Source organism: Nostoc sp. C057 (genome assembly GCF_013393925.1).
Classification (GTDB): Bacteria; Cyanobacteriota; Cyanobacteriia; order Cyanobacteriales; family Nostocaceae; genus Nostoc; species Nostoc muscorum_A.
The window spans coordinates 4,020,839-4,036,269 of record NZ_CP040281.1 but is presented as its reverse complement, the minus strand read 5'-3'; the positions used below and the strand labels follow the sequence as shown (position 1 = coordinate 4,036,269).

The 15,431-nt window shown below is 44.0% G+C and carries 13 protein-coding genes; 8 read left to right on the top strand and 5 right to left on the bottom strand.

The window, feature by feature from the left end:
* Nucleotides 1-16: 16 nt before the first annotated feature.
* Nucleotides 17-751 (bottom strand): tRNA (guanosine(37)-N1)-methyltransferase TrmD, encoded by a 735-nt coding sequence (trmD, locus tag FD724_RS17325; protein WP_179073474.1) that lies wholly within the window; start codon nt 749-751, stop codon nt 17-19.
* 538 nt (nt 752-1,289) lie between these two features.
* Here trmD and FD724_RS17320 point away from each other — a divergent pair.
* Together FD724_RS17320 and cphA are read left to right on the top strand one after the other, a co-directional pair.
* Nucleotides 1,290-2,153 carry a cyanophycinase gene (locus FD724_RS17320; protein ID WP_012412065.1) on the top strand — a complete coding sequence of 288 codons (864 nt, stop codon included), beginning with the start codon at nt 1,290-1,292 and terminating at the stop codon, nt 2,151-2,153.
* Between the two features lie 423 nt (nt 2,154-2,576).
* Nucleotides 2,577-5,282 (top strand): cyanophycin synthetase, encoded by a 2,706-nt coding sequence (gene cphA, locus FD724_RS17315; RefSeq protein ID WP_114084480.1) that lies wholly within the window; start codon nt 2,577-2,579, stop codon nt 5,280-5,282.
* Between the two features lie 64 nt (nt 5,283-5,346).
* Here the strand turns inward: cphA and tatA are convergent, their stop codons facing one another.
* A complete protein-coding gene (gene tatA / locus FD724_RS17310; protein ID WP_012412063.1) occupies nt 5,347-5,520 on the bottom strand; it encodes a twin-arginine translocase TatA/TatE family subunit in 174 nt (57 codons plus the stop codon).
* 177 nt (nt 5,521-5,697) lie between these two features.
* Nucleotides 5,698-7,122 (bottom strand): serine/threonine-protein kinase, encoded by a 1,425-nt coding sequence (locus FD724_RS17305; protein ID WP_179073473.1) that lies wholly within the window; start codon nt 7,120-7,122, stop codon nt 5,698-5,700.
* A gap of 95 nt (nt 7,123-7,217) precedes the next feature.
* Here FD724_RS17305 and cbiT point away from each other — a divergent pair, with 95 nt between their 5' ends.
* Both cbiT and FD724_RS17295 read left to right on the top strand, forming a co-directional pair.
* Nucleotides 7,218-7,820, top strand: a complete 603-nt coding sequence (gene cbiT / locus FD724_RS17300; protein WP_114084477.1) for a precorrin-6Y C5,15-methyltransferase subunit CbiT — start codon at nt 7,218-7,220, stop codon at nt 7,818-7,820.
* Nucleotides 7,821-8,013: 193 nt separating this feature from the next.
* Nucleotides 8,014-8,895, top strand: coding sequence for a phosphatidate cytidylyltransferase (locus tag FD724_RS17295; RefSeq protein ID WP_114084476.1), 882 nt, complete (start codon nt 8,014-8,016; stop codon nt 8,893-8,895).
* Nucleotides 8,896-9,118: 223 nt separating this feature from the next.
* Here FD724_RS17295 and FD724_RS17290 read toward each other — a convergent pair whose 3' ends face one another.
* Entirely contained in the window at nt 9,119-9,835 is a 717-nt protein-coding gene (locus tag FD724_RS17290) for a DUF2993 domain-containing protein (RefSeq protein WP_179073472.1), read from the bottom strand.
* A gap of 133 nt (nt 9,836-9,968) precedes the next feature.
* Here FD724_RS17290 and FD724_RS17285 point away from each other — a divergent pair, with 133 nt between their 5' ends.
* Complete coding sequence (locus tag FD724_RS17285; protein ID WP_179073471.1) at nt 9,969-10,781, top strand: pseudouridine synthase; 813 nt, start codon at nt 9,969-9,971, stop codon at nt 10,779-10,781.
* Nucleotides 10,756-11,574, top strand: a complete 819-nt coding sequence (locus tag FD724_RS17280; RefSeq protein ID WP_179073470.1) for a RodZ family helix-turn-helix domain-containing protein — start codon at nt 10,756-10,758, stop codon at nt 11,572-11,574. Before FD724_RS17285 ends, FD724_RS17280 begins: the two co-directional genes overlap by 26 nt.
* Nucleotides 11,575-11,732: 158 nt before the next feature.
* On the opposite strand, the gene malQ is transcribed toward FD724_RS17280, so the two are convergent.
* Nucleotides 11,733-13,241 (bottom strand): 4-alpha-glucanotransferase, encoded by a 1,509-nt coding sequence (gene malQ / locus FD724_RS17275; RefSeq protein ID WP_179073469.1) that lies wholly within the window; start codon nt 13,239-13,241, stop codon nt 11,733-11,735.
* A 200-nt stretch (nt 13,242-13,441) separates the two neighbouring features.
* On the opposite strand from malQ, the gene FD724_RS17270 reads away from it, so the two are divergent.
* Nucleotides 13,442-13,873: an NUDIX hydrolase gene (locus tag FD724_RS17270; RefSeq protein WP_179073468.1), complete on the top strand. Its 432-nt coding sequence runs from the start codon at nt 13,442-13,444 to the stop codon at nt 13,871-13,873.
* A gap of 108 nt (nt 13,874-13,981) precedes the next feature.
* Nucleotides 13,982-15,289, top strand: coding sequence for a Rid family detoxifying hydrolase (locus FD724_RS41705; protein WP_179073467.1), 1,308 nt, complete (start codon nt 13,982-13,984; stop codon nt 15,287-15,289).
* The last annotated feature ends 142 nt before the right edge of the window (nt 15,290-15,431 follow it).

Here is a 15,431-nt window from a genome sequence, read left to right as displayed (position 1 = left end):
TGTCATTCGTTAGGAGTTAGGAATTATTATTCTCCCCCTGCCTCCCCTGCTCCCCTGCCCCCCTGCTTCCCTGCTTCCATTCCTCTAGAAGATCAGGGCGGCGATCGCGGGTTTTCTGAATTTGTTGTTCGTAACGCCACTTGGCGATCGCTGCATGATTCCCACTGAGTAAGACATCAGGCACTTTCAAACCGCGAAAATTAGCAGGACGAGTATATTGGGGATAGTCCAATAACCCTTCCTCAAAACTTTCTGCTGTGAGGGACTCGGTTTTGGCCACGGTTCCTGGTATTAGTCGCACTACACCATTAATCAAAGCCATTGCTGGAATTTCTCCGCCAGTCAGAATAAAATCGCCTAGAGATACTTCCCGAGTTACCAAATGCAGCACTCGCTCATCGACTCCTTCGTAATGCCCACAAATAACTACTAGCTGGTCATAATTTGTCACCAATTCTTTCAAAAGAGGTTGATTAATTGTTTGACCCTGTGGACTCATCAAAATTATTTCTCTTCGGGGCAGAATCGGCAGCGACTCCACGGCGTTAAAAATCGGTTCTGGCTTCATTAGCATCCCAACGCCGCCGCCGTAGGGTTCATCATCCACCTTTCGGTGCTTATCAGTGGTAAAGTCCCGTGGATTAACCAGATGCACTTCGGCAATCTGTTTGGCTAAGGCTTTGCCCAGTAATCCAGAATTGAGAACAGAGTTAAAACAGTCAGGAAAAAGTGTAACTATATCAAAGCGCACAGTTATTCGTATTCAAGGACACTAATCTTAAATTTGGATGTCTAGCAAACACCGCCAAGCCAAGGTCGAGTCAAACTCCAGTTAAACTTTATCAATAGTATCTAAAACTACCAGACCTCTTGGATTTTAGATGGGATCAAAAGTTTTTCTAATTACTTAATTTATGTTTAAATGTTGTCACAAGTACATTTAAATTAATAATCATATCAAGTTAACAACTTCCAGGATGCATCGAGCCAGCCTCAGAAAAAAGCGTAGTCTTACCTGCTCGTCCCTAGCCCCAGAGGGGGAATCTAGCCCCCTAAAGACTATTTTGCCCTGCTGCAAGTGGACAGGTGAAAAACAAGGCCCTGGCTTTGAGGAATGGGAACAAACACGTTTAGACTGAGGCAACGCGAGCGTTAAGCGAGAATTCAGAGAGTGGCTGCCCAGTTTCAAAACTTCCACAAAGTGTCCTCTCGAAAGTTGCAAAGCGCAAAAATCATCAGCCTTCTGAACCTTGTTAAATTCACCTGAAGTTGTTGACAGGAGAAACAAAATGCCGCAATTACAAGCTAAATCGCTAGAAATGAGGACACCCCAAGCAACTAAAACCGCCGTTCTGGTTATCGGAGGCGCAGAAGACAAAGTTCATGGGCGCGAAATCCTACGAACTTTTTTTGGACGTGCCGGTGCTAGTAAGGCTTATATTACAATTATTCCATCTGCCTCTCGCGAACCCGCCATCATTGGTGGTCGGTACATTCGCATTTTTGAAGAAATGGGTGCCCAAAAGGTAGAGATTTTAGACATCCGCGAACGCGAACAGTGTGAAGCCTCTCAAATCAAAGCATCCTTAGAAGCCTGTAGTGGGGTATTTTTGACAGGAGGAGATCAGCTGCGTCTCTGTGGCGTATTGGCAGATACGCCAGCAATGGAAATTATTCGGCAGAGGGTTAGGGCAGGGCAACTGACGTTAGCAGGCACCAGTGCAGGAGCGGCAGTGATGGGGCATCACATGATTGCTGGCGGCGGGAGTGGAGAGTCGCCAAATCGTTCCCTAGTAGATATGGCAACGGGTTTGGGATTTATTCCTGAAGTCATTGTTGATCAACATTTTCACAACCGGAATCGGATGGGGCGGTTGATTAGTGCGATCGCTGCTCACCCCGATCGCTTAGGTATTGGCATTGACGAAGATACTTGTGCAGTGTTTGAACGTGATGGTTGGTTACAAGTTATGGGTAAAGGCAGTGTTACTATTGTCGATCCCACTGAAGCCACCCACACCAACGAACCCCATGTTGGTGCTAATGAACCATTAACCGTACATAATTTACGTCTCCATATCCTCAGCTACGGCGATCGCTTCCACCTGTACCAGCGCACTGTATTGCCTGCTGTACACCGGATCTCCAGCTGACGGGATAGAGTATCTGAGGTTACACTGAGTTGACCACAAATTTTAGATTTTGGATTTTGCGAAAAGTTGTAAGGAAGGTTTCCCGACCTAGTAAACTTTTCAAGACGGATTTTAGATTAAGAGAGCTTTTCGGCAGATGCCGCCAGAAAGTGGGTAAAACAAATCTAAAAACCCCTCGATGACTCGTTGACGCTACGCTATCGTAAATCTAAAATTACCAGAGCTAAGTACCCTAATTGTCTCTTTTAATCCAAAATCATAAATCTAAAATCCAAAATCGGTTGACCGCACATTTATTTCTTGTTGTAGAAAAATGATGAGAATACTATGTAAAAAGAAAAAACTGTTTGCAACGAACAGTTTAGCGGTCAATTACAGTAAGAAACTAGAATTTTGGTTCCGAATCTCCATCTACCTATTCCCATGAGAATCCTCAAGATCCAGACCTTACGCGGCCCAAACTATTGGAGCATTCGACGCCACAAGCTGATCGTCATGCGCCTCGATTTAGAAACCCTTGCCGAGACGCCCTCGAATGAAATCCCAGGCTTTTATGAAGGACTAGTTGAGGCGCTGCCGAGTCTGGAGGGTCATTATTGTTCGCCTGGCTGTCGTGGTGGTTTTTTGATGCGAGTCAAAGAAGGCACGATGATCGGCCATATCGTAGAACATGTAGCTTTAGAACTCCAGGAATTAGCTGGTATGCACGTCGGCTTTGGTCGCACCCGCGAAACTGCCACACCCGGAATTTATCAAGTAGTAATTGAATACCAGAATGAAGAAGCAGGACGCTACGCTGGACGAGCCGCAGTGCGCCTGTGCCAGAGTATCATCGATCGAGGCCGTTATCCCAAGGCAGAACTAGAGCAAGATATCCAAGACCTGAAAGACTTCACCCGTGATGCTTCCTTGGGCCCTTCCACTGAAGCAATCATCAAAGAAGCAGAAAAAAGAGGTATTCCCTGGATGTCTCTAGAAGCCCGCTTTTTGATTCAGCTAGGCTATGGCGTGAACCAGAAGCGGATGCAAGCCACAATGACAGACAACACCAGCATTCTGGGTGTAGAACTAGCTTGCGACAAAGAAGCCACTAAACGCATCCTCGCGGCAGCAGGTGCGCCAGTACCCAGAGGTACAGTGATCAACTTCTTAGACGATTTAGAACAAGCCATTGAATACGTTGGCGGCTATCCCATCGTTCTCAAGCCCTTGGATGGCAATCATGGACGTGGGATCACCATTGACATCAGAACTTGGGAAGAAGCCGAAGCCGGCTACGAAGCAGCTAGACAGGTTTCTCGATCAATTATTGTCGAAAGATATTACGTTGGGCGTGACCATAGAGTATTGGTGGTAAATGGCAAAGTAGTCGCAGTAGCCGAACGCGTACCGGCTCACGTTATTGGCAATGGCAGATCCACCATCTCCGAACTGATTGAGGAAACAAACCTCGATCCAAATCGCGGTGAAGGACATGATAACGTCCTGACCAAGATTGAACTAGATCGCACCAGCTACCAACTCTTAGAAAGGCAAGGCTATACCCTAAATAGCGTTCCACCCAAGGGTACTATTTGTTATCTCAGGGCAACAGCCAACTTAAGTACAGGTGGTAGCGCCGTAGATCGTACCGATGAAATTCACCCAGAAAATCTGTGGTTGGCACAACGGGTAGTCAAGATTATCGGTTTGGATATCGCCGGACTCGATATCGTCACCACGGATATTAGCCGTCCCCTGCGGGAAGTCGATGGCGTAATTGTTGAAGTTAACGCCGCTCCCGGCTTTAGGATGCACGTTGCCCCAAGCGTGGGTATTCCCCGCAACGTCGCTGGCGCAGTGATGGATATGCTGTTTCCCAACGAGCAATCTAGCCAAATTCCTATCCTCAGTATTACTGGTACTAATGGCAAAACCACTACTACCCGACTACTAGCACATATTTATAAACAGACTGGAAAAGTAGTCGGATATACTACAACCGATGGAACATATATCGGTGATTACTTAGTGGAAGCTGGCGACAACACAGGTCCCCAAAGTGCCCACGTCATCCTCCAAGATCCCACAGTAGAAGTAGCGGTACTGGAAACCGCTCGCGGTGGCATTCTCCGCTCTGGATTGGGCTTTGAAGCCGCGAATGTGGGAGTAGTATTAAATGTAGCCGCCGACCACTTAGGAATAGGCGATATAGAGACTATTGAGCAATTAGCTAACCTCAAGAGTGTAGTAGCGGAAGCCGTATTCCCTGATGGCTATGCGGTACTTAATGCCGACGATCATCGCGTCGCCGCTATGTCAGAAAAGACTAAGGCTAATATTGCTTACTTCACCATGAATCCCGACTCGGAATTGGTGCGAAAGCACATCCAAAAGGGTGGAGTAGCCGCAGTCTATGAAAGTGGCTATTTGTCAATTGTTAAAGGTGATTGGACACATCGGATAGAAAGAGCAGAAAATATACCTTTAACAATGGGCGGACGTGCGCCGTTTATGATTGCCAACGCTTTAGCTGCAAGTTTGGCAGCATTCGTGCAAAACGTCACAATTGAGCAGATTCGCTCTGGTTTGAAGACTTTCCGGGCTTCAGTTAGTCAAACGCCGGGACGAATGAATTTATTTAATTTAGGCAACTACCACGCTTTAGTAGACTATGCTCACAACGCAGCTAGTTATGAAGCTGTAGGTTCCTTTGTACGGAACTGGACTACAGGACAACGGATTGGCGTAATTGGTGGCCCGGGCGATCGCCGCGACGAAGATTTTGTTACTTTGGGCAAATTAGCAGCACAAATTTTTGACTACATCATTGTCAAAGAAGACGATGACACACGGGGACGTTTACGGGGTTCAGCCGCCCAATTGATTATTCAAGGCATTACCCAAGTGAAGCCTGATAGCCGCTATGAATCAATTTTGGATGAAACCCAAGCGATTAATAAAGGCTTAGACATGGCTCCTGATAACAGCCTGGTGGTGATTCTACCAGAAAGCGTGACTAGGGCTATCAAGTTAATTAAGCTGCGTGGTTTAGCCAAGGAAGAGACACATCAACAAAATACTGGCACAGCGATCGCGGATTCCCAAAATGGAATCGCACCTTCTTCTGTAGTCAATACACTACTGTAGTCAACAGTCAAGAGTCTCAAGTTCAGCATTTCAAAGTTTTTCAGCCTTGACTCTTGACTATTGACTATTGTTTTTCTTCTTCTGAATTAGTTTCATCACTGGGGGTTTTCATCTCCTCCTTAAAACCTCGTAGGGTTTTGCCTAGTGCAGTGCCTAACTCGGGAATTTTTTTAGGGCCAAAAATTAGAATAGCGACTATGGTAATTACAGCGATTTCTGGCCATCCTAGTCCAAACATATAAATTTCCTCTAAGGCATCTCTAATTAAATATAGACATTGATGGCTCAAATCTGATTATTTAGGGGCAAACAAGAGGTAAAGAAGTAGGGAAGATTATGCTAGGGATTGCGTTTCAGGACAGAGAAACCGCGTAAAGGTTCCTATTATTTTTGAACAAAGCGATCGCTAACTCAACTAACTTCCCATTGGCTTGGTAATTGGCAAACCCAAGCAATCACTTAATTCATGAGCTAACCATTCAAGTTCTACTTCGGATTTAATACCGATATCGTTTCCACCAAGCTGATATTTTTGTACTCCTGAGCAAATATATAATTCTGCTGGAACGGCAATTCTAGTGCCATCAGAATTTTTAGTAAAATGTTTGGGAATGTAAACTAACTTACTAATACTTTGCCTTGACGATGCACGGGGGCGATAAAATTTCCAACTAAACAACTCCCAACTTAGGGTAATTTGTTCTGCATTCAGGCGTAAGCAGATGCGTCCACATAAATGAAAGAGAAGTTTATACACCATGAGAAAGCCAGCACCCCAAAAAGGAAGTGAGAACAAAGCAAAGGGGATGTTGACAGGAAAAGGAATAGAGAGTGCGCCAATTGTCCAAAAGAGGATAAATGAATTCCAGACGATCGCAAATAAACCTGTAAATACTATTGATGGATCAAAACCAGATGGTGGAACGATAATTTCTAGAGAATCCCCATTTTTGGTTAGTTGAATCTTACTCCCATCTGGTTTACCTACAACCAAAGTAGGCAAGTTTGTCGTTTGTGGTTTGTCTAAAGCTGCGTAGGCGGAGCCCGTCGTAGACATTGCACCAGCAGCAGAATTAAAACGCCTTTCTAAACTGGGTTCAGTCATTTGCTGCAACCAGCGAGTCAATTCAGGACTTACATTAGCCACCTGTTCAAACTGAATACGAAAATCCTTTTGGGGTAAATCGGCTGGATGAGTACCCGTCACTAAATAAATTAAAGTTGCACCTAAGCTATAAAGATCAGAAGCCGGAACCGTGCGTCCGCCAAATTGCTCCTGTGGCATATACCCATAGCTTCCCACCACAGTCCTAGTTCCACCTTCTGTAGCAAGGACAGTTTGCACCGAGCCAAAATCTACTAGGTAAACTTGACCAACACTGTTACCAGAACGCTCTCCCAATAAAATATTGCTAGGCTTAATATCACGATGGATAACAGGCGGATATAACCCATGTAGATAAATGAGAATTTCTAAAAGTGCTTTGGCTATCTCTTTGACTTCTACTTCGGTAAAAGTCCGGCCAGATTGGACGTATTGCTCTAAAGTTTGTGCTGGGATATAACTTTGTACTAGGGCAAATCCTTTGATGGTGGGTGAATTTACCTCAAAATAGTCTAAATAGCGAGGTATTAAGGGATGTGACAAAGATTTTAGAGTTTCAGCTTCTCGCTCAAACAGCTTGAGTGAATCCCATTCAAAGTCACCATCAAAAGAGAGTAACTTAATAACAACTAATTCCTGAGTGTTCCAATCACGAGCTACAAGCGTCCGTCGCCCTGCTTTCTTGCCTAATAGCTGCTGAACTTGATAGCGTTCGCCTAATATTTCACCAATCATTATGGTTTCTTATAATGCTACGTTTGAAAAGTTTTTATAGCTTATGACTTTTCAATTTCGGCAAATCCATATCTTTAGTATAATTGCGTAATTCTATGCCCTCCCAACTTTGGCCTTATATTACCCCTGGTATTCCTGATGAACTGTTCGAGCATTTGCCAGGAATTCCACTGAGTCAGCGAGAAGTCCGGCTACTGTTAATTGCCCAACTGCGGCTAACATCAGATTCTGTATTGTGGGATATTGGCGCAGGGACAGGTACAATTCCCGTAGAAGTTGGGCTATTGTGTCCAAAGGGTCAAATTATTGCTATAGAAAGGGATGAAGAAGTAGCTAATCTGATCAAGCGGAACTGCGATCGCTTTGAAGTGAAAAACGTCGAAGTCATTGAAGGTAGCGCCCCAGAGTGTTTACATGACCTCAAAGTTGCTCCTCACCGCGTTTGTATTGAGGGAGGAAGACCTATCCAGGATATTCTGCAAGCAGCATGGCATTATTTGCCACCATCCGGTCGGGTTGTAGCTACAGCTGCTAATCTAGAAAGTCTGTATGCTATTTCTCAAACCTTTTCTCTGTTAAGGGCTAGAAATATCGAAGTTGTTCAGTCTGCGGTTAACCGCTTAGAAACGCGCGGCTTTTCTCAAACCTTTACTGCCGTTGATCCCATTTTTATCCTCAGTGGTGAGAAACTGGATTAGAGAATGGGGAATGGGGAAGGGGGAGTAGAGAGCAGGGGAGGCAGGGGGAGCAGGGGAAGAAGAACTATTGATTATTGACAATACCCCATGCCCAATGCCCCATACCCAATGCCCCATACCCAATGCCCCATACCCAATGCCCAATGCCCAATGCCCAATTCCCAATTCCCAATGCCCAATATTTAATACTTCTATGCCTTGGTCTCGGATTATTAGTGGAATTGTTGCGATCGCTCTTGCTCTTTCTGTTACCCTTTTGGGTGGCTGGTACTTTACCATCATGTTTGCGGTTGTCATCTTTTTGGGTCAACAGGAATATTTTAATTTGGTGCGAGCCAGAGGCATCGCTCCCGCCGCTAAAACCACTATGCTTGTCAGCCTAGTTTTGCTAGTAATTTGTACCATTGATGGCAGTTTAGCTGACGCTGTGATGCCCTTAGCTGGCACACTTATCTGTTTTTACCTGTTATTTCAGCCCAAATTTGCCACGATCGCTGATGTTTCTGCTTCTATAATGGGGCTATTTTACGTAGGTTATTTGCCGAGTTACTGGGTGCGATTACGAGCAATTGATAGTGCTGTTTTTAGCAATCTACCTTTAGGGGGTTACTGGCCTACAACCTGGGCAGACTTCTGGGAAAAAGCAAGTTCTGCTTCTTTACCACAAGGTTTTACAGCAACAATGCTGACTTTTTTGTGTATTTGGGCAGCCGATATTGGTGCTTACACCATTGGCAAATTCTTTGGGAAAACCCGTCTGTCTGAGATTAGCCCGAAGAAAACTGTAGAAGGTGCTGTATTTGGCATTACTTCAAGTGTTGCTGTAGCCATAGCAGGAGCCTATTATCTCCACTTGCCCAGATCCTTGTTGACTGGTTTAGCATTGGGTTTGTTGATTGGCATTGCTAGTCTTTTAGGGGATCTTACCGAGTCTATGCTCAAGCGTGATGCTGGAGTCAAAGATTCTGGACAATTAATTCCCGGTCACGGTGGTATTTTAGACCGTACTGATAGTTATATTTTCACAGCACCTTTGGTTTATTATTTTGTGACACTACTGTTGCCGCTACTATAAGCTTTTGAGTTGAGTTCAAAAGAGGCAGGGGGAAGGGAGCAGGGGGAGCAGGGGGAGAGATGGTGCAATTAGAACTTCCACAAGGGTTTCAAGCCACTAGATTTATGTATGGGATTTCACCTAGGTTTGAGTCCCCTGACCCTTTTGCTCTTGTTCTCCTCATCCCCTGAGAGGCGCTACGTCATTTAAAATAGGGTATTACTATTTTTTAATTTTTCACGATCTAAGGATTAACGTTAATCTGCCCTCGACACACCAGTTTACCTGGGATCAACGTTAGTTCTTGGATATCGACATCTGAGCCAAGATCCAGATTGTACTCATGATTGTCGTCTAATATATCTCCCTCGTGGGGTTTAATTTTTATTTGTGTCAGTTGCAACTCATGCCCACTAAGTAACTGTAAGCCGCCCAGACAAATCTCTAGAGGCATTGTTTCTGTATTGGTTACTCTGGTGCCTCGCAGTATAATTTGATTGTTACCAAGGATAATTTCTTGCCAGTTTATTGGTTGTGACTTGGGGAAATTTGTTGGTAAAACTTTAACCAGCAAATCGCTCAAAGCAGTTGATAATAAGTCAGATGAGAGAGAAGTATTCAAATCATTCTCGTCTACGATCAAATCGCCAAACACTGATACTGTTTCTAACAGTCGTAATGGCTTTCCCTTAAGTACGGAACCAATGTTTATCTGAATATTTTCTGCCGTTAATTGAATTTGTGTAATTAGGAGACCTTGATAAACTGCATGAGTAGCAAAAATAGATACCAAGGGGATACGCCCAGAGAGAAGTTGGCGATCGCTTGCTTTGATCTCCACTTCTAATTCTGATATTTGGCTTACTTGCGCTCTTAACCAGAGCTTTAGGGCTTTTGTGAGTACCTGCGTAATTATGCGGATTTTATTTGCATTTGTCGTTTGAGAATTTTGCTCTGGCATCTAAGCAATCTGTTTATGAGTATTTGCTCAACAGCTGGACAGAAATTAAACAAGTCTTAAATGTAACATTTATGCCTACTCGCTACAAAATGCAAATATCATTTAATTGTTAACAGTAAATAAGTAATTCCAGATGGAGGAACGGGTACAAAAAATTCTTGCTCAATGGGGCATCGCCTCACGTCGTGAAGCTGAAGAAATGATTAGGCACTCACGGGTGCAAATCAATGGGGTATTGGCACATTTGGGTCAAAAGGTTGATCCCCAAAAAGATGCGATCGCAATTGATGGTAAAACTGTATCCGAAAAGCAGCGTCCGGCTTTAATATATCTATTGCTACATAAACCTGCGGGAGTAGTTTCGACTTGCTACGACCCTCACAGAAGAACAACAGTCCTGGATTTACTACCGAAAAAATTACGGGAGGGTTCAGGTATTCACCCAGTTGGGCGTTTAGATGCAGACTCAACGGGAGCATTAATCCTCACAAATGACGGAAATCTGACATTTGGACTAACCCATCCCCGCCACAGTATTTCCAAGACATATCATGTTTTGGTCAAAGGACATCCCCCAGAAGCAGTACTGCAAATGTGGCGTGAGGGTGTGGTGTTAGAGGGTAGAAAAACCAGAGCTGCTAAGGTACACCTAATAGAACATCGTGCCGAACAAAGCTTTTTAGAAATAGTGTTGCAGGAGGGAAGAAATCGCCAAATCCGCCGGATAGCTCAACAGTTAGGATACCCAGTAATCAAGCTGCATCGAACTGCTATCGGCCCAATTCAATTACAAACTCCCAAAGAACCCTTATTGTCAGAGGGTAAATATCGTTCCCTCAACGATCATGAAATTCGCTTTTTGCAAGATCAGATAACGCAACCTATTAAAGATTCAGTGGAGTTAAGGAGTGTCAGTAGGCATGAAATGGCTAAGAAAGAAGAATAATCACCAGCCATCGCTTTCAATAGAGCAACAACGAACCGAAAAGTTGGCAGAATTGGGCGCTCAACTTTGGGCTTTGCGTCAAGAAAAGGGCTTATCTCTAGAGCAAGTGGTTGTATTAACCAGAATTCCTCAACGATTATTGCAGGCGATCGAAGAAGGTAATATAAACGATCTCCCAGAACCAGTCTATATTCAGGGTTTGATCAGGCAATTCGCCGATGCTCTAGGCTTGAATGGAGTAGAATTTTCTGGCACTTTTCCAATCAGTTCTGCACAATTAAATCCTCAAGGTATGGGGAATCCTTCACCCATTAATCAACTACGTCCGATTCATCTTTACTTTCTTTACATATTGCTAATCGTATGCTCTGTAAATGGCTTATCTCAGCTACTAAATAACGCGGTACTACAAGCAAGTAATAGCCAAAACCAAATATACCCAAAACAAAAATCCCTTGTTAACCCAGAGCCAATCCAACCAAAAGATTCCCTAAAAGTTCAACCTGTCAGTAATCCCCTTGACGGCGGACAAGAGGGACAGGTTGTACAAATTGGTGTCACTTTGAAAGCGTCATCTTGGATTCGCGTCATAGCCGATGGTAAAACCGAGTTTGAGGGTATTCTTCCAGAGGGAACTCACCGGATTTGGAAAGCTCAAGAGCAACTGACAGTGAAAACTGATAATGCTGGTGGTGTGTTGATGAGCGTCAATCAGGAGAAAGCTAAAGAAATGGGAGAGCCAGGGAAAGAGGAAGAAGTTAGGATTGCTGCCAAGCCTAATGTTTTGAGATAAGGGAGAAATAAATTTAAAATTTTACCCTTATAGGGAAGCGTCTCGCAGACAATAAAAAGACTAGGGGAGATGAGAGGCATGAGGAGGACAAGGAAGACAAGGAGGCATTTACACCTCCCTCTTCCTTGTCTCCCTTGTCTCCCTTATCTCTCTACTCCTTAATTTTCTTGGGGCGCGCGTCCATTAAGTCTGGTAAGAACTTTTAAGCGATCGCGTAATTCATCTCTCAACGCTTCTGCTTGATAGCGCCACCCCCAGTTACCCTCAGCAGTACTAGGAAAATTCATCCGCGCTTCGTTTCCTAATCCCAAAACATCTTGCAAGGGAATAATCGCTTGATTAGCTATAGAACTCAAAGCTAGGCGAATTAAATCCCACTGGATGCCCTCAGGACTAATAGAACCTAAATAAAGCCATAAGTTATGCTTTTCGTTATCATTAGCTGAATTGAACCAGCCTACAGTTGTGTCATTATCGTGAGTGCCGGTATAAACTACAGCATTTCGCGGGTAATTGAATGGTAAGAATGGATTACCGGGATCAGAACCAAAGGCAAACTGCAAAACCTTCATTCCAGGAAATTCATACTTGTCTCGGAGCGCTTCTACCTCTGGTGTAATTACTCCCAAATCTTCTGCCAAGACGGGTAGCTTGCCCAACTTCTCCCTAATCGCTGCAAAAAAAGCGTCTCCAGGCGCTTCCACCCATTCGCCATTCATGGCAGTTTCTTCGCCTTTGGGTACTGACCAATATGCCTCGAAGCCCCGGAAGTGGTCAATGCGAATTATATCGACATAATCTAGCATTGCTTCAAAGCGTTGCACCCACCATTTAAAGTCTTGTTTTTGCAATTCCTCCCAGTTATAAACTGGGTTGCCCCACAATTGACCGGTGGCGCTAAAGTAATCTGGTGGGACTCCCGCCATTTGAGCAGCTTCTCCAGTCTCTTCGTCTAAGCAAAAGATGTCGGGATGTGCCCACACGTCAGCACTATCGTGAGATACGTAAATAGGGATATCGCCGATAATGTCAATACCGCGCATATTGGCGTAGCTTTTCAGGTCTGACCACTGCCGGAAAAACTCAAATTGGACGAACTTGTAATAAAAAATATCTCCCTTGAGCCGATCCTCTGCTTGAGTTAATGCTTCGGGTTTCCGTTTGACAAATTCTGCTTCCCATGTATGCCAGCTTGCACCATTATGGGCATCTTTCAGTGCCATAAATAAGGCGTAATTCTCTAGCCAGTAGGCTTTACTGTCGCAAAAACCTTCAAACTCTTTCTGCTGGATAGGCGTAGCATTGGCTCTAAAGTTTTCACAGGCTTTTTTAAGTAGCCCAATCTTAATTGGCACAACCTGGTCGAAGTCTACCTTTTCTACCGGAAATCCTGGTAAATGAGCAAAGTCTTCTTCAGATAGCAGACCCTCATCTCGTAGTTTTTCTGGGCTAATCAGCAGGGGATTTCCTGCCATTGCCGAGTAGCACATATACGGGGAATTACCATATCCAGTGGGGCCTAGGGGTAAAACTTGCCAATATTGTTGATGGGTATCTTTGAGAAAATCAATAAAGCGATAGGCTTCTAAGCCTAAATCTCCAACGCCAAATCGACTAGGAAAGGATGTAGGATGCAGCAAAATACCACTGGATCTAGGAAAAGGCATAAGTAACCTGAATTATGAGAGAGAGCAATTGTTTGATGCACACGCTACGCGATTGCATCGAATTTATCACGGAACAGTATTTGCACGGTAAATCAAGTAAACTCATTTTGATTGTCATTTGTCTTTTGTCATTTGTCCTTTGTGAATAACCAATGACCAATGACTAATGACCAATGACTAATGACCAATGACTCATAAATATGACTTACCGAAATCCTGCACCGACAGTTGATATCATCATTGAACTAGTAGATCGACCTCATCGGCCAATAGTGTTAATTGAAAGACATAATCTACCTTTAGGTTGGGCTATTCCTGGTGGGTTTGTAGATTATGGGGAAGCCGTGGAAGTGGCGGCCCGGCGAGAAGCTGAGGAAGAAACGGGTTTGCAGGTGGAATTAGTTGAACAATTACTGGTGTATTCTGACCCCAATCGCGATCCGCGTCAGCATACGATTAGCATCGTGTTTTTGGCGACAGCTACGGGGGAACCAAAGGCTGGGGATGATGCCAAGGGTGTAGGAATTTTTGAGTATTGGTGTGTGCCGGGGAATTTATGTTTTGACCACGATCGCATTCTGCGCGATTATTGGCGGTATCGGCATTCTGGGATACGTCCGAGGTTGGGGTAAGAGGGACGAACCACAGAGGCGCAGAGAGCGCAGAGAGAAGAGGAGAGGAATACCTGTGACACAAAGTTTTTGTGATTATACTGTGTCAGTGGTATTCAAAGGTGCATTATGGACGCTGAGGAACTGTTGGAGAAATACGCCGCAGGGGAACGGAAATTTCATTCAGTAAATTTGAGTCAAGAAAATCTCAAAGGTGCAGACCTCAGTGAAATAGACCTAACTAGTGCAAATTTGACTGGAGTTGATTTAAGTGGAGCAAACTTAACCCAAGCAAAACTTAATAGTACAAATCTCACTAAAGCGTCTCTAATAGATACAAAATTAAATTCAGTAAGTGCTTCTTCAGCAATATTTTATTGGGCAGACCTCAATGGTGCTGACTTAAGTCGATCAACTTTGAACAGTGCAAATTTGAATCATGCAAACTTAGAACAGGCAAACCTGACAGGTGTAGACCTAAGTAGTGCAAAATTAATTTATGCAAACCTAGATACATCAGATTTAAGTGGAGCAAATCTTAGTAGTGCAGACCTGACTGCGGCTTCTTTAGCTGAAGCTAATCTCAGTAAAGCTAATCTAACTAAGGCAGATTTGGGTCAGGCGTACTTAATTGGATCAAATTTAACTCTCGCTAACTTAACTGAGGCAATATTGCAAGGTGCCAAACTCCAAAGAAGTATATTTCATAGAGCGAACCTGCACCAAGTTGATCTCTCAGGCATAAATTTGGCTGATATAGATTTTACAGCAGCATCTCTTCAAAGTACAAACCTTACAAAAGCATTTCTTCAAGGAGCAAATTTAGAAAAAGCCAATTTGCGATGGGCAAATTTAACCAAGGCAAATTTGGATGGAGCAAATTTGAGAAGGGCTGATTTAACTGGGGCAGATATCTATGGGGCAACCTTTAAAGATGCAGACCTAACTGGTGCGATAATGCCAGATGGAGAGATTTACAAACCGATCGCAGCTGAAGCGGAAATCGGTAAACAGGAAACATCGTTAGAGAAAGTAATATCTATGACCCGTAAAGTAATTAATACTGATAACGCACCCGCTCCAGTCGGCCCTTATAATCAAGCGATCGCAGCTTCTGGTCAATTTGTATTCATCGCTGGACAAATTGCCATCGATCCCCGCCTTGGTGATGTCGTCTACACTGATGATGTCAAAAAGCAAACTGAGCAGGTATTAGCTAACCTTGAAGCCATCCTCACGGCAGCCGGAGCAACTTTTGAAGATGTGGTGAAAACCACCGTATTTCTAGCTGATATGAATGATTTCGCGGCGGTGAATGCCATTTATGCTAAATATTTCCCGGAAAATACAGCCCCAGCGCGGGCTTGTGTGCAGGTATCGCGCTTACCTAAAGATGTGTTGGTAGAAATTGATGCGATCGCTGTAATTAGCGGTTAGTGCCAATCCACTCACACAAGAAGCCTACAACTCTCCAAATAAACTAGGCTTTCTTATTGACTTTTTTTCTTAAAAGCTATAAATCTTTTTTAGGGATTAATTAAAATTAATTAGCAAAAAAACTGAGAAAACTTCCTAATGG

What these genes read in the sequence shown, in the direction of transcription:
- FD724_RS41705 (WP_179073467.1), top strand. Translation starts at nt 13,982, where the DNA reads ATGGACGCTGAGGAACTGTTGGAGAAATACGCCGCAGGGGAACGGAAA.
- tatA (WP_012412063.1), bottom strand. Translation starts at nt 5,520, where the DNA reads ATGTTTGGACTAGGATGGCCAGAAATCGCTGTAATTACCATAGTCGCT.
- FD724_RS17320 (WP_012412065.1), top strand. Translation starts at nt 1,290, where the DNA reads ATGCCGCAATTACAAGCTAAATCGCTAGAAATGAGGACACCCCAAGCA.
- cphA (WP_114084480.1), top strand. Translation starts at nt 2,577, where the DNA reads ATGAGAATCCTCAAGATCCAGACCTTACGCGGCCCAAACTATTGGAGC.
- FD724_RS17305 (WP_179073473.1), bottom strand. Translation starts at nt 7,122, where the DNA reads ATGATTGGTGAAATATTAGGCGAACGCTATCAAGTTCAGCAGCTATTA.
- FD724_RS17285 (WP_179073471.1), top strand. Translation starts at nt 9,969, where the DNA reads ATGGAGGAACGGGTACAAAAAATTCTTGCTCAATGGGGCATCGCCTCA.
- FD724_RS17290 (WP_179073472.1), bottom strand. Translation starts at nt 9,835, where the DNA reads ATGCCAGAGCAAAATTCTCAAACGACAAATGCAAATAAAATCCGCATA.
- FD724_RS17270 (WP_179073468.1), top strand. Translation starts at nt 13,442, where the DNA reads ATGACTTACCGAAATCCTGCACCGACAGTTGATATCATCATTGAACTA.
- FD724_RS17280 (WP_179073470.1), top strand. Translation starts at nt 10,756, where the DNA reads ATGAAATGGCTAAGAAAGAAGAATAATCACCAGCCATCGCTTTCAATA.
- cbiT (WP_114084477.1), top strand. Translation starts at nt 7,218, where the DNA reads ATGCCCTCCCAACTTTGGCCTTATATTACCCCTGGTATTCCTGATGAA.
- FD724_RS17295 (WP_114084476.1), top strand. Translation starts at nt 8,014, where the DNA reads ATGCCTTGGTCTCGGATTATTAGTGGAATTGTTGCGATCGCTCTTGCT.
- malQ (WP_179073469.1), bottom strand. Translation starts at nt 13,241, where the DNA reads ATGCCTTTTCCTAGATCCAGTGGTATTTTGCTGCATCCTACATCCTTT.